Here is an 18,473-nt window from a genome sequence, read left to right as displayed (position 1 = left end):
CCGTAGGCCGGCGTCACTCGCCGAGGTCGGCGTCGGCGTGTAACAGCTCCGCGGTCAGATACTCGACGAACTTGTCCGGATGTTCCGCATGGGGGAGTTGCGTCGCGTAATCGATGACGACCAACTCGAGATCGGCGGCCTCGGCGAGGTCCCGGCCCTCGCGGAGCGGAACGAGTTCCGCGTCCCGGCCCCAGACGAGCGTCGTCGGCGTCTCGAGGCTCGCCAGTTCGGTGGCGAGATCGAACTCCGGATCGAGCGTCCCGGCGCTGAACGATGCCGGAGCGTAGCGAGCGCCGGACTGGTGGGCGCTTTTCCAGGCGTAGTCGACCGCTTCGTCGTCGATCCGGTCGGAGTCGTAGTACCCGTCGCGGTCGTAGAAGTACCGGATCGCCGGCTTGCTCGCGAGCAGGTTAAACAGCGTCGTCCCGACGATCGGGGTCCGGAACAGGGTCCGAACCCACGGTCGCTCGTCGGTCGTTTCGTCGGTCGGACAGACCAACACGAGGTGTTCGACCGCCGTCTCGCTCGCGGCATCGACGGCGAACGCACCGGTCAACGAGGAGGCGACGACGATCGGCTCGTCGGTGACGTCGGCCGCGAAGTCACGGATAAACTCCGCATAGAGCGGCGCGGAGTACACGAGCGGCGGCCGCTCGGACCGACCGAACCCGGGGAGATCAACCGCGACGACGCGGTAGTTCTCCGCCAGTCGTTCGACGATGGACTCGAACTCGTAGCTGCTCGCCCCCGCGTGGATACTGTGGAGAAGCAGCATGTCCGGGTCGTTGGGATCACCGGCGACGGTGTATGTCGTCTCGATGCCCCGCCAGCGGTACGTCCGTTCGACGCCGGGAAGCGGGTTCTCGAGGTCACCAGCACGTTTCGCAAGGAGACGGTTTCCGACGACCGCTGCACCGACTGTACCGAGGGCCGTTCCGAGGACTGTTCGGGCCTTCATAGTCGCCCGTTAGGTGGCAATCGCCTTAGCATTGCGGTTGGCTTTCAGGATCGAATTTATAAGTGGTGCGAGAAACGGGCAACGAAGAGTCAGTTTTCGACCGGACCTATCGTAATTACTACTCGTCAGCGAGTACATGTAGTTAAGTAACGCCGCGGCCGTCCAATAGCATACATGGTCTACTATGCGGGCGTCGACCTCGGCGCGACGAACGTTCGGGCCATCGTCGCCGAGGACGACAGGACGGCGATGGGTATCAGCCGCAACCCGACACCGCGCGGGCCGACGGGAATCGACGTGACGGAAGGCGTTCTCCGGACGCTTCGAGAAGCCTGTGGCGACGCGGGAATCGCACCCGACGAAATCGTCGCCGCGGGGATCGGTTCGATCGGTCCGTTCGACCTCGCCGAAGGTGCCGTGATCGATCCCGCGAACCTGCCGGACTCGATCGACCGCATCCCTCTAACCGGTCCGATCGGGAAACTGATCGACAGCGACGAGGTCTACCTCCACAACGACACGAACGCCGGCGTCATCGGCGAACGGTTTCACGCCGACCGCAACCCCGACGACATGGTCTACATCACCGTCTCCTCCGGGATCGGCGCGGGGGTCTGCTGTGACGGCGAAATCATGGACGGCTGGGACGGCAACGCCGGCGAGGTCGGTCACTGCGTGGTCGATCCACAGGGCCGGATGACGTGTGGGTGTGGTCGTGACGGCCACTGGGAAGCCTACTGCTCCGGGAACAGTATCCCCGACTACGCCCGGTTGCTCGCGGAGGACGATCAGACGATAACGACGCAACTCCCGCTCGAGGGTCCCGATTTCACCGCCAAAGACGTCTTCGAACTCGCGGGCGACGACGAACTCGCCGACTACGTGATCGACCAGCTCGCCCACTGGAACGCGATCGGCGTCACCAACGTGATCCAGTCGTTTGCCCCGATCGTCGTCTCCTTCGGCGGTGCCGTCGCCTTGCACAACGAGGAACTCGTCGTCGATCCCGTCCGCGAACGCGTCGCGGAGATGGTGATGACGAACGTTCCCGAAATCCGCGTCACCGATCTCGGCGACGACGTCGTCCTCGAGGGTGCTCTCGCAAGCGCCATGACCGAAGGAACCGGGGACCGACGACGACTGCGTCGCTGACTCGGTCGACACTCCTCCCTCGAGGACGGGGCAGTGTTCGTCAGCGGCCCTTTTCCGATCCCCCGCGTACCGTCTGGCCGGTGACGCGCGGGTGACGACGGCCGTGGATACGCGCCGTCACTTAGTGACACATTCCACCGGCACCGACAGGCCCGGATATTCCACGTCAAACACGGGCTTTAATATACTCTATTTCATAACTGGTTATGAACACAGTACGATGCTGGAGACGACCCGCACCTACGTCGCACGCATCACGAACCACAGTCAGGTTCGTGACGACCTCGACCAGTGCGGGTTCTCCGCATCCAAACTGTGGAACGTCGGACGCTACTACATCCAAGAACGGTGGGATGAAGACGGTGAGATACCCGACGAAGCCGAACTGAAATCGGAGTTGAAAAACCACGAACGCTATAGTGACCTGCATTCTCAGTCAAGTTCGTTCGAGACGGCGAAGCCGTCTCGTGATGCCAATGAGCTTTGCTCATTGAGCACAGCGAGTTCTTGAAGAGCTTGCTGAAGCGTTTAACGGCTGGTACAACTCCGACGACGGCAACAATCCACCGGGCTACCGGAAACGTGGCGACCGACACCCGCGCTCCACCATGACGTGGAAACAGAAAGGCATCAAGCACGACGCCAAACACGGTCAACTCCGCCTCTCGAAAGGTTGGAATCTGAAAGACGGACGGTCAGACTTCATCCTCGCGGAGTACGAAACCCGGCCCGACGTAGAAGTCGAGAACATCCAGCAGGTGCGTGCCGTCTGGAACGGAGACGAGTGGGAACTGCACCTCGTCTGTAAGAAAGAGATTCCAGTTGGGGACGCTCCCGGCGACAACACGGCGGGTATCGATCTTGGTATCAGCAACTATCTCGCCATCGACTACGAGGACGGCCCCTCAGAGTTGTATCCGGGGAACACGCTGAAAGAAGACAAGCACTATTTCACCCGCGAGGAGTACCAGACCGAAGGCGAGAACGGGCCATCGAAACGTGCGTTGAAGGCTCGCCGGAAACTCTCCCGGCGCAAAGACCACTTCCTTCACACCCTCAGCAAGCACATCGTTGAGCGGTGTGTCGAAAAGGGTGTGGGGAATATCGCGGTTGGCGACCTCAGCGACATCCGCGAGGATGAGAATGGCGACTCGCGGAACTGGGGCCAGTCGGGGAACAAGAAACTCCACGGATGGGAGTTCGACCGATTCGTTCGCCTTCTCGAATACAAGGCCGAAGAACACGGTATCCTCGTTGACCGAGTAGACGAGGGGAACACCTCGAAGACGTGTTCGTGTTGCGGACAAATTCGAGATGGGAACCGCGTGGAGCGTGGTCTATACGTCTGTTCGTCGTGTGAGACGACGATGAACGCGGACGTGAACGGTGCGGTGAACATTCGCAGAAAGATAACTCAGAGTCCCCCGACCGGGGATATGAGTAACGGCTGGTTGGCACAGCCTGGAGTCTTGCTGTTCGACCGCGAGAGCGGACGGTTCACACCGAGAGAACGGGGAGACTGCAAACCCTAATATCCCAACGCTGAGCGAACCGGAGGTTCGCGATGTACGCGAATCTTCGATTCGCTTGACTCGGGATTCCTCCGCCTTCAGCCGGAGGAGGATGTCAACGGAACCCGGACTCGTCACGCCAGTCCCGTATCTCGAGGGTACAGAACGCGAATCGGTCGCCGAATCCACACCTTCTATGTACCTGTATCCATTGCTGCAATTATGGAGCGGAGAGCGTTCCTCACGACGAGTAGTGCTGTCGGCCTTACCCTGTCCCTCCCGAGTACAGCCGCGGCGTCTCGGTCGGCTGGCACAACCACCCGACAGCAGGATGCGTACGAGCCGCTCGGTCAGGTTTCCGTCCCGATGGCGGCGGAAGCGGTCGTCGGCGACGACGGCGAGACCGCCTATCTCGCCACTACGAACGGTTTCGCGATCGTCGACATCAGCGATCCGTCGGCCCCCGAAGTGCTCGCCGAGCGGCGGAACCTCGAGATCGACGGCAAGCGGTTCGACGAGGTCCTCGACGTCAAGGTCGACGGCGATCTGTTGGTCGTCGCCGGGCCGGCAAACCCGAGTCGCGGTTCCGGTCCCGGCGAGCGATTTCAGGGGTTCATCCGCTACGACGTGAGCGATCCCGCCGCCCCCGAACCGATAGGTGAACCCTACGAGACCGGCTTTCACATTCACAACTGCTATCTCGAGGACGAACTGCTGTACATCGTCGTCAACACTCCCGAAGAGAACCCGCTTCTCATCTACGACGTCAGCGACGGCGTCGAGGAGATCGGCCGCTGGTCCCTTCTCGAGCACGAACCCGGGTGGCAGGACGTCAACTTTTTCGTCCGGTACCTCCACGACGTGTTCGTCCAGGACGATATCGCGTATCTCCCGTACTGGGACGCGGGAACGTATCTGCTTGACGTTTCCGATCCCACCGATCCCACGTATATCTCCCACGTGTCGGATCCGGATGTCCCCGATCTCGGGGACCGTCCTCAGAACGATAATTACCGGGAGTACCAGACCGGTCTCCCCGGAAACGACCACTACGCCACGGTCGACGAAACCGGCGACCTCATGGCCGTCGGTCGCGAGGCTTGGGCGACCGGGACCGGCGAGCCCGACGGTCCAGGTGGGATCGACCTGTACGATCTGACCGACCCGAGCGAGCCGGACCATCGAGCGACCATCGAGGCCCCCCCAGCGGTCAACGAACGCTACGGCGGCAAACTCTGGACGACCGCACACAACCTCGAGATCCGGGACGGTCACCTCTACTCGGCGTGGTACCAGGGCGGCGTGAAGATCCACGACGTGAGCGACCCCGCCGAGCCGGACGAACTCGCCTGGTGGCGCGATCCCGGGAACGCGGGGTTCTGGACGGCCCGCATCGCACAGCCGGGCGAGGTCTTCATCGCGAGCAGTACGGAGGCAATTCCGGAGGCACCAACCGATGGAGCACTCTACACGTTCCCGGTCGAAGCCGGCGAGCAGGCCGATGCGCCGTCGCTGACCGATCCCGACGATCTCGAGTTCGACGTCGTCCCTCCCGAGGAGGCCGAATCAGACGCCGAGAACAGCAGCGAAAACGACGGGAAGAAAAACAGTAGCGAAAACGGTAGCGACGAGAACGCAAGCGGGACGAACGCAAGCGAGAGCGAATCGATACCCGGATTCGGCCCGGTCAGCGTCGGCGTCGCCGGCGGGATGGCAACGCTCGAGTGGCTGCGCCGCCGCGGTGGCGACTGACCCGGCGTCCGGAAGGTCACGATCGTCGTTCAGGAACGATTCTGATGGTTTCGGCCCGTCGACCAAACCTATTCACCGGTCGAGAACCTAGGGCGAGCGATGACTGAATCCGACGCCGATCCCTCGCTTCGAGAACGGGTCGAGGACTGGCTCAGCCGCGAGATGCCCATCATCCAGATGCACGGCGGCACGAGCGCGGTGCGGGAAGCCGATCCCGAAACCGGTGAGGTGATCATCGAACTCGGTGGCGGCTGCAAGGGCTGTTCGGTCAGCGACGTCACGACGGGCAACATCGAGGCCGAACTCATCAAATGGCCCGAAATCGACGAGGTTACGGTCCGCGTTCCGGACGCCAGAGAGAGTCTGGGCGGTCCGGAACAGGCCGAGTCGATCATGGGAATCGACCGGACCGAAGGCGGTCGGGGTGACTGGGGGTCCTCGAACCCCGGGAAGGATCACCTTTGACGGTCGGGAAGCCTCGTCCCGTGTCCTGTGTTGACAAAGCTGGATAGTTTTGGGAACGCCTATATGCTTTTACGCCCCAATTACGGAGTCATACATCATGACGACGTGTGGACGCCCGCAGGCGGGAGGTGACAACGATGGGTGACGACCGCGCCGACGGCGACGACAGCGACGAACCCGAAACCGACGGCGGCGTTCGCGCCTATACCGTCCGGCTCGAACTCGTCGACGAACCCGGAGAGTTGCTTCGCGCGCTCGCTCCCATCGCCGACAACGGCGGCAACCTGTTGAGTATTCACCACGAACGCGGGAATATCACACCCCGTGGACACATTCCCGTCGAAGTCGACCTCGAGTGTCCACCCGACCGGTTCGACGACGTCGTCGAAGGCGTCCGCGATGCCGGCGTCAACGTCATTCAGGCCGGTGCCGAACACTACGGCGAAGAGATCAACGTCGTGTTGGTCGGCCACCTCGTCGAAAACGATCTCTCGGGGACGCTTTCCCGCATCGAAGCCGAAGCGGATGCGGTCGTTCTCGATCTCTCGCTGGCCGCCCCCGAGGGCACCGACGGCGTCGCGAGCGCTCGCGTTCGCCTCGCGATCGACTCCGGCCGATCGACCGAGGCCCTCGAGTCGATCCGCTCGATCGGTGCCGAAAAGGACCTGACCGTCGTCGAACCCCTCCTCGGAGGTGAGGCCTGATGCGGCTCGCAATCCTCGGTGCCGGTGACGTCGGCCGGTCGGTCGCCGACCTCGCCGGAGAGTACGGCCACGACGTCGTGGCACTGGCCGATTCGACGACCGCCGCGATCGACGGCGACGGCATCGACGTAACCGCCGCGTTAGATCGCAAAGTCGCCGGTGATCCCGTCGGATCCGACGCCCCCGGTGCAGTCTTCGAGGCCGAGTACGACGTCCTCGTGGAGGCAACACCGACGACGCTCGGGGACGCCGAACCCGGCTTCACGCACGCGAAACGTGCACTTGAAGCCGATCGCCACGTCGTGTTGGCGAACAAAGGTCCCGTCGCCGAACGCTACGAGGAACTCCGCACACTCGAGGCCGAAAGCGCCGGATCGGTCCGGTTCGAGGCGACGGTCGGCGGCGCGATTCCCGTCCTGTCGACGATCGAAGACTCGACGCCACAGGCGGTGACGGCCGTCCGCGGTGTGCTCAACGGGACGGCGAACTTCATCCTCACGCGCATGGCCGCGGAGGGACTGGACTACGAACACGTGCTCGCGGAGGCACAGGATCTCGGCGTCGCGGAGGCCGATCCGACGTTCGACGTCGACGGTACCGACGCCGCACTGAAGTTCGTCATCCTCGCGAACGTGCTGGCCGACGGCGGTTTCTCGCTCGAGGACGCCGACGTGACCGGCATTCAGGACGTCCCCGGCAGTGCACTGGACCTCGCGGCCGAGGACGGTCGAACGATTCGCCTCATCGGCGAAGCAACCCGCAACGGCGTCCGGGTCGGTCCACGGCTCGTGCCGGAAAAGGGTGCGCTCGCGGTGACCGGCACGCGAAACATCGTCCAGATCGAGACGAAGCACGCGGGCAGCCTGCACAACAGCGGCCGCGGTGCCGGGGGTCCGGAGACGGCCACCGCCGTCCTCTCCGACGTCGGGCGACTGCCCCCACTGTAACGGATTCGACGGCGAATGCAGTTCGGTACCGTTCGACGGCTACGGCGTCGTCGTGAACGGATCCGTATTTCTCGGCCGGTCCCTTCGACGGTTTGCCGGGACCCGGCGACGGTCGGCGGACGAATCGTGTGGCAAAGACACAAACCGCAAGCAAGCGTCGGGTTCACCTGAATACGCTTTCGAAATGGTTTTAACCGCAACGAGCCAAAGAGACCGATATAAGCGCCTCTGCGCGTGAGCTACAACAATGAGCGAACGACATCAGAACCTGGCCATCATCGGTCACGTTGACCACGGGAAGAGTACGCTCGTGGGGCGACTCCTCTACGAGACGGGGAGCGTACCCGAGCACGTCATCGAACAGCACCGCGAGGAAGCCGAGGAGAAGGGCAAGGGCGGCTTCGAGTTCGCCTACGTCATGGACAACCTCGCCGAAGAGCGAGAGCGTGGTGTCACCATCGACATCGCCCACCAGGAGTTCTCGACCGACGAGTACGACTTCACAATCGTCGACTGTCCTGGTCACCGCGACTTCGTCAAGAACATGATCACGGGCGCATCCCAGGCGGACAACGCCGTCCTCGTCGTCGCCGCTGACGACGGCGTCGCGCCCCAGACCCAGGAGCACGTCTTCCTGGCCCGTACCCTCGGTATCGACGAACTCATCATCGGCGTCAACAAGATGGACGTCGTCGACTACAAGGAGTCGACGTTCGACGAGGTCGTCGACGAGGTCAACCAGCTGCTCAAGCAGGTCCAGTTCCAGACCGACGACGCCTCGTTCATCCCGATCTCGGCGTTCGAGGGCGACAACATCGCCGAGGCCTCCGACGAGACGCCGTGGTACGACGGCGAAACGCTGCTCGAGGCCCTGAACGACCTGCCGGAACCGGAGCCGCCGACGGACGCGCCGCTCCGACTCCCGATTCAGGACGTCTACACGATCTCGGGTATCGGTACCGTCCCCGTCGGACGTATCGAGACCGGTGTCATGCAGACCGGCGACGACGTCTCCTTCCAGCCGTCGGACGTCGGTGGCGAGGTCAAGACCATCGAGATGCACCACGAGGAAGTGCCGAAGGCCGAGCCCGGTGACAACGTCGGGTTCAACGTCCGCGGCATCGGCAAGGACGACATCCGTCGCGGTGACGTCTGCGGTCCCGCAGACGACCCGCCGTCCGTCGCCGAGACCTTCCAGGCACAGGTCGTCGTCATGCAGCACCCCTCGGTCATCACGGCGGGCTACACGCCGGTCTTCCACGCCCACACGGCGCAGGTCGCCTGTACGATCGAGTCGATCGACAAGAAGATGGACCCCTCGAGCGGCGAGGTCGCCGAGGAGAACCCCGACTTCATCCAGTCGGGCGACGCTGCTGTGGTCACCATTCGACCCCAGAAGCCCCTCAGCATCGAGCCGTCCAGCGAGATCCCCGAACTCGGGAGCTTCGCCATCCGTGACATGGGTCAGACCATCGCGGCCGGCAAGGTCCTCGAGGTCAACGAGAAATAAATGCAGCAAGCACGCGTTCGACTCGCGGGAACCAGTCCGGACGACCTGGACGACATCTGCGACGACGTCCGCGAGATCGCGAACAACACCGGCGTCAACCTGAGTGGTCCGATCCCGCTGCCGACGAAGACCCTCGAGGTGCCGACCCGGAAATCGCCCGACGGCGAGGGCACCGCCACGTGGGAGCACTGGGAGATGCGCGTCCACAAGCGCCTGATCGATCTGGACGCCGACGAACGCGCACTCCGACAGCTCATGCGCATTCAGGTGCCAAACGACGTCTCGATCGAGATCGTCCTCGAAGACTAACGACGGACGGTCGCGATCACGGTTGCAGTTGCGTTTTTACCGTTTTCTTGGTGCTCACCGGAACCCGTAGCTATCGCTGCCGGTCGCCACCGCTACGGCCCGTCGGGGGAACTTTTAGGAGTCGCCACCGCAGTAGCCGTCATGAGCAATCGCTCGCGGCTCGATCGGGGGCCCACTACGGGGACGACCCCGGGATCGACCGATGCAGGGTCGCAGAGTCCGATCGTCGACTTACTGGTCGCCTTCGCCGTCGTGTTTGTCCTCCAGCGGATAACGGCACTGCACAGCCTCGGGTTGGCAGCCGGCCTCTTCGTCCTCGCGCCGCCGATCGCGACCGATCCGTGGACGATCGTCACGAGCGTCTACGCTCACAGCGATTTCGGCCACCTCCTGTCGAACAGTCTCGCGCTGGTCGTCTTCGGGTGGCCGGTTGCCCGTGCGACAACCCGGCTCCGGTTCCACGCGTTTTTCCTGCTGACCGGCGCGACCGCCGGCATCGCCCAGATCGTTCTCAGCGGGCTGCTGACCGGCGTGCCGTTCCTCGGGGGCTGGTTTGCGCTCCGTCCGGTACGCGGTGCCAGCGGCGGTGTCTTCGCCCTTCTTGGCTACCTGCTCGCCTCGAACCGGCTGTCGGCCGGGCTCGCTTCCTTCGTCGACGTCCCGGGATGGCTCTCCGCGCTCGTCTTTCTGGGACTTGCCGTCGCGGTGACGCTGGCAACGGCTGCGCCAGGTGTCGCGCTGCTCGCTCACTTCACGGGGTTCCTGCTGGGACTGCTTGCGGGACGGCTGCGCGTGTTACACGTGGGGAGACGCGGCGGGTCCGCTCGACCGACGACCTAGTCGATCGGTTCCGACATCCACGGCCGAAGCGACGCCGACGGTGGCCGGGATCGGACGGCTCGAGCGATCGAGGATCAACGGGGTCGATAACTTCCTGTGGTGGTGACTCACGCGCCGTCTTCGAAACACAAGCTACAAATAGATCTCGCGGTTATGAACGTTCGAGGGCTCGTAGATCAGTGGCAGATCGCTTCCTTCGCAAGGAAGAGGCCCCGGGTTCAAATCCCGGCGAGTCCATCCAGTTGTTTTGACATTTCGAACTATGCGCTAAGTCGCATCGTTAGCGAGGGAAGAAATCAGAGTTCTTCCATCCGGAGCACTCGAGTCGACGCCGCCCGGCGATTTGATCGAAGGGATCGAGGGTAATTAGGTGAGAACGTTCCCACAATTTACTGACCCCGAACCGCTCGACTCCTGACCGGACGTGTCGGCGAGGCGGGACTCCGGCCTATCCCTCGAAGTCGTCTTCCCACCGGAACAGGCCGTTACGCTGGACGACCTCCCCGTCGATTTCCAGCCGACTGCCATCCCTCGTCACGTCGGTGATGAGATCGGCGTGGATGGCGCTTTGATTGCCCGGTTCGTCCTCAGGGAGGCATTCGCTGTAGGCGTCTCCGACGGCGAGGTGGACGGTACCGCCCATCTTCTCGTCGAAGAGGATAGTGTTCGTGTAGCGGTCGATACCGCGGTTCATCCCGATGCCGAACTCGCCGAGGCGGCGCGCACCTTCGTCGACGGTCAGAACGTCCTCGAGCACACGTTCGCCGACCTCGGCGGCCCAGTCGACGACCGCACCGTCCTCGAGGGTCAGGCGGACGTCTCGAACGGGTGCGCCGTCGTGGGTCATCGGCACGTCGAACTGGATCTCACCCTCGGCGGTGGCCGGCACGGTAAACACCTCGCCGTCGGGGAGGTTGGCGGAGCCAGCAGTGATCGAGGCCGCGCTAGTGACCGCGGTGCGATCCTCGATGGACATCGTGAGGTGGGTGTCCGGCGTGACGAGTCGAACCTCACTGCCGGCGTCGAGGAGGTCTTTCAACGCCGCCATCTCCTCGGCGAGTGCCGCCCAGTCACGCAGGATCGCGTCGTAGACGAACTCCTCGTACGCCGGGTAGGCCATGCCGGCCTGCTGTGCCCGGGCCCGCGTCGGGTGGAGCGTCTTGACCCAGTCGGTCGCCAGCCAGGCCTCGCGAACCGCCGCGGTCGGCCAGGCGTGGCGGGCGTCCGGTGGAACGTCGGCGAGTGCGGTCGTGTTTCGCGACCCGACGAGGTGGAGTATCGTGTCGGCCCGCTCGTACAACGCGAGTTCGTGGGCGGGAGTGGCCTCGAAGTCACCGTCGTGGGAACGGAGAAACGCGCGCCGCATCTCCTCGGAATCGTACGTCGTGACGGGGTTGGCTCCGACCGAACCCAGTTTCTCGAGGACGGCGACGCCGAGATCGTGTGCGCCTTCGCCGACCGCGACGACGACGTCGTCGCCGTCCTCGACGCCTGCGCTCCAGTCGACGAGCACCGCGGCGTGGTCCCGTATGCGTTGGTCCATGCCGGCTTTGTTCCGGCTCTGACAAATAATAGTAGCTGTTCGTTCGTGGCGGCCCGAGAACGGCACCGAGACGCGTTCAGCGAATGGACGTGACCCTTCCGTCTCCGGTCGCTCGCCGAACCGGTCGCGTCGAACGCCGATGGACCGGTCCGAGTGCTGGAGTACACCCAAGTGGATCGCACCACTATCATTGGCTGTGATGGATGATACCGAAGACCAATCTAAACGCCCTCGGGAGTCCGTCGAGGAACCGCTCGATGCGTCGCTTGACCTCGAGCAGGCGAATCGCGTTCGGATCGGCGTCAGCCGCGGCGAGGCCACGCTCGAGATTGGGCCGCCGCGTGATTACCCCGATCGGGCGGACCTGTCGGTCCGGCCGGACGACGGCGGCCGGCGACTCGTCGTGAGCATCGACGCCACGGCCGGCGATCACGGAACCGGCCACGCCGACGTGGAGCTGACGCCAACGGAAGTACAGGCCCTTCAGGATCGACTCGAGCGGGTGGGCCAGGTACTGGCGAACGGGGACGAACAGCACCGGGAGTGAGCTCGGATACCGGCACTTGCCCTCAGGATGATATCGCCAGCGAGGTCGCGGACACGTCGGCGTCGGTCGAGGAAATCGCCTCGACGGCCGAAGCGGTCGCCGCGACCAGCGAGCGTGCTCAGCGACTCTCGGAGGAAGGACAGCATACGGCGGTCGAGGCGACCGAGGTCATGGAACAGGTTGACGACTCCGCCCGGAGCGTCGCGACCGACGTGGACGAACTCGTCGCGGAAGCCGGGACGGTCGCGACCGCCAACGGGAAACAGGTCTCGAGGACCGAGGAGATCAACGAGTCGGTTCGTGCGTTGACTGCCGATTGAGTTCTCGATGCCCGTGGCGGTCGGCTCTCGAGTTAGTCGTCCGGACTCGGGTGCTGGATACGGGAGAGGTAGGAGGCCAGATCGGTCGTCGTCACCATCCCGATTACCCCTTCCGTCTCGTCGACGACCGGGACGTGTTTGAACCCGTGTTCGATCATCAGGTCCGCGACGTCGCGGATGCTATCCTGCGCACATGCGGTGACGACGTCCGTACTCATGTACCGCGAAACCGTCGTCTCGGCTTTCGGCCGGCTCTGTGCGACGATATCGACGAAGTCCGTGGACGTGAGGATCCCCTCGAGTTCGCCTGCTTCGTCGATGACGATCACCGAACCGATGTCGTTCTCGAGCATCACCTGCCCAGCCTCCTCGACGAGCGTGTCCGGTCGGACCGTATGCAGCGACGAGGACATGACACGAGCGACGAAAATGTCTTCCATAGAGGGAAATGCCCGTTACAGGATATAAGAATTGGTGAACCGGATTACGTGGCCGCCACACGTCGGTGAGTCTCCGCTCGTGCTCGATCGGGGTTGGGCGAACGATTCGTACGGATTCTCGTGCGACCGTTTGCGCCGCAGTAATGCATATCTACCAGATACGAATGCAGATAGAGTATCAGATATGTTTGATCGAACGGGCGTCGATCGTACTCCGTGTCGGTTCCGGTGTGTGTTCGAACTGAGGGCGGTCTAAGCGCCGTTTCAGAATCTCGTGACCCGGGGTCACATTGGCAACGATAGCCGTTCCGGTGACCGACGGTCTCCGATGTGGCTGCTTCGGAGAACGGCCGTCTCAGGGAGAAAACCGACGGACAACCACTACGACTTCGCTGCGTGGATCGGATTCGATCGTATACTGGAAAACGAATTATATGGTAGCTGTGAAGATAGGTGATGTCACACCCGCCATACTATTTTATGGTCGGGTCTATCGTGACATGCGTGTTGAGACACGGACTCGTCGCATCCGTCCGTGATACCCGTCCAGCGGGAAAGCGGTTTCCCGCGCTCGCCCCGTCTCGAGTCAACCTGCCGACGGGACTGGGAACGTCGAGCAGTTCGGTTAGCTGGCGTCCTCGACTGCCTCGTCGAGGAGGTCGACGGCGATGTCGAGTTCGCGGTCGCGGACGTCAAGCGGCGGCAGCAGCCGAAGGGCCTTCTTGCCACAGCCGAGGGTCAACAGTCCCCGCTCGAGGGCGGCTTCCATGACCGCTTCCCGGCGATCCTTGGTGTCGAACTCGACGGCGGTCATGAGCCCGAGACCGCGGACGTCCTCGATGACTTCCTCGTGGTCCTCCTGAAGGGACGCGAGACGGTCGAGGAAGGCGGTGCCCTGTTTCTCGGCGTGGGAGAGCAAGTCGTGTTCCTCGATCGCGGCGAGCGTGAGCGATCCCTGAATGGATGCCAGGATGTCGCCGGCACCCCACGTCGAGGAGATACGCGCCCGCTCGTCGGGGAATATGTCCGAGCGCGAGATCGTCGCACCGACTCGGAGTGCTTTCGCGCTCGTGATGACGTCCGGTTCGAAGTCGAAGTGATCCGACGCCCACATCTCACCGGTACGGCCGACACCGGACTGGATCTCGTCGGCGATGATCGGAATGTCGTGTTCCGAACAGAGGTCGTTGACGGCACGCATGAACTCGGCGTCGGGGACCCGGTACCCGCCCTCACCCTGGACCGGCTCGAGGATCATGAACGCGACCTGTTCCGGGGGAATGTGTCCGTTGTCGGGGTCGAGTTTCTCCCGAAGGCGTTCGACGCCCTCCATACTGTGTGGGACGTCGTGGATGCCGCTGAGTTCGGGGAAATCGCGGCGGTAGACGGACTTCGACCGGTTCAGCGAAAGCGCACCGAGCGTCCGACCGTGGAAGGCACCCTCGAACGTCAGGCCGTACTTGGGTTGCTCGCAGTGATCGTAACAGATCTTCATCGCGTTCTCGACCGCCTCCGCGCCGGAGTTCGACAGGAAGACCGTGTCCATGTCGTACTTGGCGGTGATCTCGGTCAGCTTGTTCATCAGGTGTGTCGGCCCGGGGAGTTCGGCTTCGTCGGGCGTCCCACCGGTGCTGACGTAGAAGTCCTGTCCGGCGATCTTCATCGGATCCACGAGGTCGAACTCGCGGAGGTCATCCATGATCTTCGGGTTGTTGTATCCCAGCGGGGCAGCGGCGACGTGGCTGGTAAAGTCGAGGAGGACGTTTCCATCAGCGTCCGTACAGAACGGTCCTTCGGCATCTTCGGTGATGTCCCAGACGAAATCGTAGACGTAGGTACTCGTCGCTGCAGCCTGGTGGTGCAGATCGACCCATTTCTCGGCAGTTGGACCCGGCAATTGCTGTACGGTTGGCTCTGCTGTTTCGCGCTGCATGCTCTAATGGAAGGAAACCACCAGCATAAATCACAGGGTTCTTCGATGCCGAACGGTTGCGCTCATCGACACGTCGTGGTCGCGTTCCCGACGTGTTGTCCCCGTGACTGCCGTTCGAGCGGCGAGTCGCCGGTCGGTTACGTTCGCCGTTTGCCGAGCGCAGTAGCTGCGAGTTCGGCGGCGACCTCCGCGGTTCGGTTGTCCCGATCGAGACGCGGATTCACTTCGACGACCTCCATCGGGCGAAGGATGTCCCCGTTGCGATCGCGTTCGGCGACTTTCGAGAGCGCAACCCGCGCCGCCCGGTACTCGACGCCGCCGCGAACGGGCGTTCCAACGCCCGGAGCCACGACCGGATCGAGCCAGTCGGGATCGAGGCTGACGTGGATGCCGTCGTCCCGTCGGTCGCGATCTCGAGGGCGTGTTGTAGTCGCCGTGAACATCGAACCAGACGACGCTGACATCGGCAGTCCGCACCGTCCCACGAATCGTCCCATCGCAAGCGCGTGATCGCCGCCGAAAGCGAGCGGCAGTTCGTCGTCATCGATCGCCTCGGCGATGTCGTCGGCGAGTGTGTCGGTGACGCGTGCGATCTCGGCCACGTACTTCGCGTCGGCCGGGTCGATCGTTCCGGGACGAGGGACACGCAGGTCTCCCGCGTCGGTGGCGGTGATGTCAGCCGTCTCGAGTTCCGCAACGATATCCGCTTAGCGGATGGCTCGTTGGCCTATACCGACCCCGCGCCGATCCGCGCCGAGGACCACCGGAACGCCGAGCAAGCGGGCTGTTCGTGCCGGGCGATCGGAACCAGTATCGTCGAGCGTCGTGGTATCTCGCGTCATCGCTTCAGGGCCACAGTCCGCGGGCGTCCTGTGCCTCGTTGACCCGCGAGAGCGCGACGACGTACGCGGCGGTTCGCCACGAGATGTCGCGCTCGTCGGCCGCCGTCCGGACCGTCTCCCAGGCGTCGATCATCTCCGACTCGAGTTCCTCGCGGACCCGCTCGAGCGACCAGCTCCGACGGTTGATGTGCTGGAGCCACTCGAAGTAGCTCACCGTGACGCCGCCGGCGTTCGCGAGGATATCGGGAACGACGGGGATGTCCCGCTCCGCGAAGATGGCGTCGGCCTCGGTCGTCGTCGGCCCGTTTGCCCCTTCGACGATCAGATCGGCCCGAACGTCGTCGGCGTTATCCTCGGTGAGGACGTTGCCGACCGCCGCCGGTATGAGCACGTCCACGTCCAGTTCCAGCAGTTCGTCGTTCGAGAGCCGCTGGTGGTCGGTCGCTTCGATAACCGACTCGTCGGACTCGTCGGCCGTCGGAACGCGCCGGGTATCGAGCCCGTCGGGGTCGTATACGCCGCCGTCGACGTCGCTTACGGCCACGACGCGTGCACCCCAGTCGTCGAGGAGTCGGGCTGCGTGTGCTCCCACCGCGCCGTATCCCTGCACCGCGACGGTCGCGTCCTCGAGATCGTAGCCGTAGTGGGTAAGCGTTTCCCGGGTGACGATGGCGACGCTTCGGCCGGGCGCTTCGTCTCGGCCCCGACTCCCGCCGACCACCGTCGGTTTGCCGGTGACGACGCCGGGCACCGTCTCGCCCTCCTGCATCGAGTAGGCGTCCATAAACCAGGCCATCGTCTGTGCGTCGGTCCCCATGTCCGGCGCGGGAATGTCGCGTTCGGGACCGATGAACTCGCGCAGTTCTTCGGCGAAGCGACGGGTCAGCCGTTCCGTTTCGTCCCGGCTCAGGGTGTTGGGATCGACGACGACCCCACCCTTCGCGCCGCCGAAAGGAAGGTCCATCACGGCACACTTCCAGGTCATCCACATCGCGAGTGCGGTACACTCCGAGGCGGAGACGTCGGGGTGATATCGAAGTCCGCCTTTGTACGGCCCGCGAACGTCGAAGTGCTGGACGCGATAGCCGGTGAATACCTCGACCTCGCCCGAATCCCGGCGGACCGGGATCGATACCTCGAGCGTTTTGGTCGGGTGCCGGAGCTGCTCGAGTTGCCCGTCGTCGACATCGAGTTCCGCGGCCGCAGTCTCGAGTTGGGCGAGAGCCGTTGCGATCGGTGACTCCGATTCCGATTCGGACTCCGATGGCTGTTCGTCAGTACCGCGAGGTGCTGCTGGTGTCGTCATTGGTCAATCACTCGGCTGTTTCGTGTTGCTGCTCCAGTAGCAGTTCCCACATCGCGGCTCCGAACCATACGAATCGATCGTGACATAACATACCGGACACTGCCGTTGCTGAGGATCGTCGGTCATTGGCGCTGCGTATCCCAAGGGTTGGACAACCCTCCCATATATATCTTCGTGCCCCGACTCGGGCCGAGACAGCTAGCCGTCGAACTGCGCCGTCTCGAGGTTCACTTCGATGAGATTCGCCGTCTCCATGACGATTTCGGGGACTTCCGACCGGAACCGATCGCCTTTCAACCGGCTGGTCGGAGCGGTCACGCTCACTGCACCGAGAACGGTCCCGTCGGGTGCTCGGATCGGAGCCCCAACCGCACGCATACCGCGGATCTCCTCCTCGTCGTTGAGCGCGTAGCCGTTCTCCCGGATCTCCGCGAGCGCCTCTCGAAGTTCGGCTTCGTCCGTGATGGTCTTCTCCGTCTGCGGCTGCAGGTCCTGATCCGCGATGATCGCGTCCCGCTGGTCCGCATCGAAGTTGGCGAGAATCGCTTTGCCCGCGGCGCTGTCGTGTAAGTACTGTGGTGTCTCCCGCATCCGAAGGTGATAGTCGGTCGCGATCGCGTACTCGCCGCGGCTCTCGTATAAGGTGACCTCCCGACCGCGTTCCTCGGCGACGAGGTGTGCGTACTCACCCGTGCGCTCGGCGAGTTCGTCGACCTCGCCGTGGCCGGCCATGTACAGGTTGGTTTCGTTGCGTACGTGTTCGCCGATCGTGATGAGCCGCAAGCTGAGCCGGTAGACACCGTCTTCCTCCATGAGATAGCCACACTCGTAGAGGGTCCGGAGATACGTGTGTACCGTCCCCTTCGTCAGATCGACGGCGTCCGTGATTTCGGTCAGCGTCCCCCCGTTGAGTTGCTTGATCGTCTCGAGTATTTCGGCGGCTCGGTGAACCGATTTGATCTGGCGCGGACCGCTCGTTTCGTTTGAACCGCCGGGCATATCCCACCGTTCGCCATCTCGTCTCTTAAATGTTTGCAAATATCAAACTTGTCGTTCGGCGGTATCGAACGCGGTTTCGTCGAACGAGTGGAGAAAACGGGTAGAGCGGATTGGGTGGTTACTCGTCGGTTTTGATGTCGGCGGAGAGGCCCTGTGCCATCTCGATCTCCTTGGAGTTGTTCATCGTCCAGGCGGTGCGTTCGGTAACGGCCTCGATAGCCTCACGCGCGCTGGGGTAGCCGTTGCCCGACTTGCCGACGCCGCCGAACGGCAGCTGGACTTCCGCGCCGATACACGGCAGGTTGCCGTACGCCAGTCCGGCTTCGGCGTGATCGCGGAAGTAGTTGATCTGGCGGTAATCCTCGGAGATGACCGCGCCCGCGAGGCCATAGGGA

The 18,473-nt window shown here is 63.4% G+C and carries 17 protein-coding genes, 1 tRNA gene and 2 pseudogenes; 12 read left to right on the top strand and 8 right to left on the bottom strand.

The annotated features are described in order from the left end of the window. Window positions 1–13: 13 nt before the first annotated feature. Window positions 14–958 carry an alpha/beta fold hydrolase gene (locus TX80_RS09890; RefSeq protein WP_049922935.1) on the bottom strand — a complete coding sequence of 315 codons (945 nt, stop codon included), beginning with the start codon at window positions 956–958 and terminating at the stop codon, window positions 14–16. 174 nt (window positions 959–1,132) lie between these two features. Between TX80_RS09890 and TX80_RS09885 the strand changes: the two genes are divergently transcribed. From TX80_RS09885 to TX80_RS09840, 10 genes and pseudogenes are all read left to right on the top strand, one after another. Further along, window positions 1,133–2,110 (top strand): ROK family protein, encoded by a 978-nt coding sequence (locus TX80_RS09885; protein ID WP_049922934.1) that lies wholly within the window; start codon window positions 1,133–1,135, stop codon window positions 2,108–2,110. A gap of 220 nt (window positions 2,111–2,330) precedes the next feature. Continuing rightward, window positions 2,331–3,642 (top strand): annotated as a pseudogene (locus TX80_RS09880) (RNA-guided endonuclease InsQ/TnpB family protein). 201 nt (window positions 3,643–3,843) lie between these two features. Then, on the top strand, window positions 3,844–5,373 hold the full coding sequence (locus tag TX80_RS09875; RefSeq protein ID WP_049922933.1) for an LVIVD repeat-containing protein: 1,530 nt from the start codon (window positions 3,844–3,846) through the stop codon (window positions 5,371–5,373). A gap of 99 nt (window positions 5,374–5,472) precedes the next feature. Beyond that, window positions 5,473–5,838, top strand: a complete 366-nt coding sequence (locus tag TX80_RS09870) for a NifU family protein (RefSeq protein ID WP_049922932.1) — start codon at window positions 5,473–5,475, stop codon at window positions 5,836–5,838. 137 nt (window positions 5,839–5,975) lie between these two features. Continuing rightward, on the top strand, window positions 5,976–6,542 hold the full coding sequence (locus TX80_RS09865; RefSeq protein WP_049922931.1) for an amino acid-binding protein: 567 nt from the start codon (window positions 5,976–5,978) through the stop codon (window positions 6,540–6,542). Then, entirely contained in the window at window positions 6,542–7,489 is a 948-nt protein-coding gene (locus tag TX80_RS09860; RefSeq protein WP_049922930.1) for a homoserine dehydrogenase, read from the top strand. The genes TX80_RS09865 and TX80_RS09860 overlap by 1 nt, the downstream gene beginning before the upstream one ends. Window positions 7,490–7,736: 247 nt before the next feature. Continuing rightward, entirely contained in the window at window positions 7,737–8,999 is a 1,263-nt protein-coding gene (tuf, locus tag TX80_RS09855; protein ID WP_049922929.1) for a translation elongation factor EF-1 subunit alpha, read from the top strand. Beyond that, entirely contained in the window at window positions 9,000–9,308 is a 309-nt protein-coding gene (gene rpsJ / locus TX80_RS09850) for a 30S ribosomal protein S10 (protein WP_004215311.1), read from the top strand. It begins immediately after the preceding gene. A gap of 141 nt (window positions 9,309–9,449) precedes the next feature. Beyond that, entirely contained in the window at window positions 9,450–10,148 is a 699-nt protein-coding gene (locus TX80_RS09845; protein ID WP_049922928.1) for a rhomboid family intramembrane serine protease, read from the top strand. A gap of 165 nt (window positions 10,149–10,313) precedes the next feature. After that, window positions 10,314–10,385 (top strand) — tRNA-Ala (locus TX80_RS09840). 211 nt (window positions 10,386–10,596) lie between these two features. Here the strand turns inward: TX80_RS09840 and TX80_RS09835 are convergent. Then, window positions 10,597–11,691: an aminopeptidase gene (locus TX80_RS09835; RefSeq protein ID WP_049922927.1), complete on the bottom strand. Its 1,095-nt coding sequence runs from the start codon at window positions 11,689–11,691 to the stop codon at window positions 10,597–10,599. A 199-nt stretch (window positions 11,692–11,890) separates the two neighbouring features. Between TX80_RS09835 and TX80_RS09830 the strand changes: the two genes are divergently transcribed. Further along, complete coding sequence (locus TX80_RS09830; RefSeq protein ID WP_049922926.1) at window positions 11,891–12,238, top strand: hypothetical protein; 348 nt, start codon at window positions 11,891–11,893, stop codon at window positions 12,236–12,238. Further along, the gene (locus tag TX80_RS09825; protein ID WP_049922925.1) at window positions 12,235–12,558 is read left to right on the top strand and encodes a hypothetical protein; all 324 of its coding nucleotides are present in this window, start codon (window positions 12,235–12,237) and stop codon (window positions 12,556–12,558) included. Before TX80_RS09830 ends, TX80_RS09825 begins: the two co-directional genes overlap by 4 nt. A 32-nt stretch (window positions 12,559–12,590) precedes the next feature. Here TX80_RS09825 and TX80_RS09820 read toward each other — a convergent pair whose 3' ends face one another. The 6 genes and pseudogenes from TX80_RS09820 to TX80_RS19750 all read right to left on the bottom strand — a co-directional run. Beyond that, entirely contained in the window at window positions 12,591–12,998 is a 408-nt protein-coding gene (locus tag TX80_RS09820; RefSeq protein ID WP_049922924.1) for a CBS domain-containing protein, read from the bottom strand. A gap of 625 nt (window positions 12,999–13,623) precedes the next feature. After that, on the bottom strand, window positions 13,624–14,931 hold the full coding sequence (locus TX80_RS09815; protein ID WP_049922923.1) for a class-III pyridoxal-phosphate-dependent aminotransferase: 1,308 nt from the start codon (window positions 14,929–14,931) through the stop codon (window positions 13,624–13,626). 137 nt (window positions 14,932–15,068) lie between these two features. After that, window positions 15,069–15,632, bottom strand: a pseudogene (locus tag TX80_RS09810) (arginase family protein). 145 nt (window positions 15,633–15,777) lie between these two features. Next, window positions 15,778–17,079 (bottom strand): glutamate dehydrogenase GdhB, encoded by a 1,302-nt coding sequence (gene gdhB / locus TX80_RS09805; RefSeq protein WP_049922921.1) that lies wholly within the window; start codon window positions 17,077–17,079, stop codon window positions 15,778–15,780. A 198-nt stretch (window positions 17,080–17,277) separates the two neighbouring features. Continuing rightward, a complete protein-coding gene (locus TX80_RS09800) occupies window positions 17,278–18,078 on the bottom strand; it encodes an IclR family transcriptional regulator (RefSeq protein ID WP_049922920.1) in 801 nt (266 codons plus the stop codon). Between the two features lie 118 nt (window positions 18,079–18,196). Further along, window positions 18,197–18,473, bottom strand: a 277-nt coding sequence (locus TX80_RS19750; protein ID WP_230198704.1) for an aldehyde dehydrogenase family protein, incomplete at its 5' end; no start/stop codon positions are given.

This window comes from Halopiger djelfimassiliensis, from assembly GCF_000455365.1.
Classification (GTDB): Archaea; Halobacteriota; Halobacteria; order Halobacteriales; family Natrialbaceae; genus Halopiger_B; species Halopiger_B djelfimassiliensis.
Note: the sequence above shows the minus strand (reverse complement) of the source record. Positions and strands in the feature narration are given on the sequence as shown.

Coding starts and splice junctions, on each gene's coding strand:
- TX80_RS09890 (WP_049922935.1), bottom strand. CDS start 958: ATGAAGGCCCGAACAGTCCTCGGAACGGCCCTCGGTACAGTCGGTGCA.
- TX80_RS09860 (WP_049922930.1), top strand. CDS start 6,542: ATGCGGCTCGCAATCCTCGGTGCCGGTGACGTCGGCCGGTCGGTCGCC.
- TX80_RS09820 (WP_049922924.1), bottom strand. CDS start 12,998: ATGGAAGACATTTTCGTCGCTCGTGTCATGTCCTCGTCGCTGCATACG.
- TX80_RS09835 (WP_049922927.1), bottom strand. CDS start 11,691: ATGGACCAACGCATACGGGACCACGCCGCGGTGCTCGTCGACTGGAGC.
- rpsJ (WP_004215311.1), top strand. CDS start 9,000: ATGCAGCAAGCACGCGTTCGACTCGCGGGAACCAGTCCGGACGACCTG.
- gdhB (WP_049922921.1), bottom strand. CDS start 17,079: ATGACGACACCAGCAGCACCTCGCGGTACTGACGAACAGCCATCGGAG.
- tuf (WP_049922929.1), top strand. CDS start 7,737: ATGAGCGAACGACATCAGAACCTGGCCATCATCGGTCACGTTGACCAC.
- TX80_RS09815 (WP_049922923.1), bottom strand. CDS start 14,931: ATGCAGCGCGAAACAGCAGAGCCAACCGTACAGCAATTGCCGGGTCCA.
- TX80_RS09885 (WP_049922934.1), top strand. CDS start 1,133: ATGGTCTACTATGCGGGCGTCGACCTCGGCGCGACGAACGTTCGGGCC.
- TX80_RS09800 (WP_049922920.1), bottom strand. CDS start 18,078: ATGCCCGGCGGTTCAAACGAAACGAGCGGTCCGCGCCAGATCAAATCG.
- TX80_RS09865 (WP_049922931.1), top strand. CDS start 5,976: ATGGGTGACGACCGCGCCGACGGCGACGACAGCGACGAACCCGAAACC.
- TX80_RS09870 (WP_049922932.1), top strand. CDS start 5,473: ATGACTGAATCCGACGCCGATCCCTCGCTTCGAGAACGGGTCGAGGAC.
- TX80_RS09875 (WP_049922933.1), top strand. CDS start 3,844: ATGGAGCGGAGAGCGTTCCTCACGACGAGTAGTGCTGTCGGCCTTACC.
- TX80_RS09830 (WP_049922926.1), top strand. CDS start 11,891: ATGGATGATACCGAAGACCAATCTAAACGCCCTCGGGAGTCCGTCGAG.
- TX80_RS09845 (WP_049922928.1), top strand. CDS start 9,450: ATGAGCAATCGCTCGCGGCTCGATCGGGGGCCCACTACGGGGACGACC.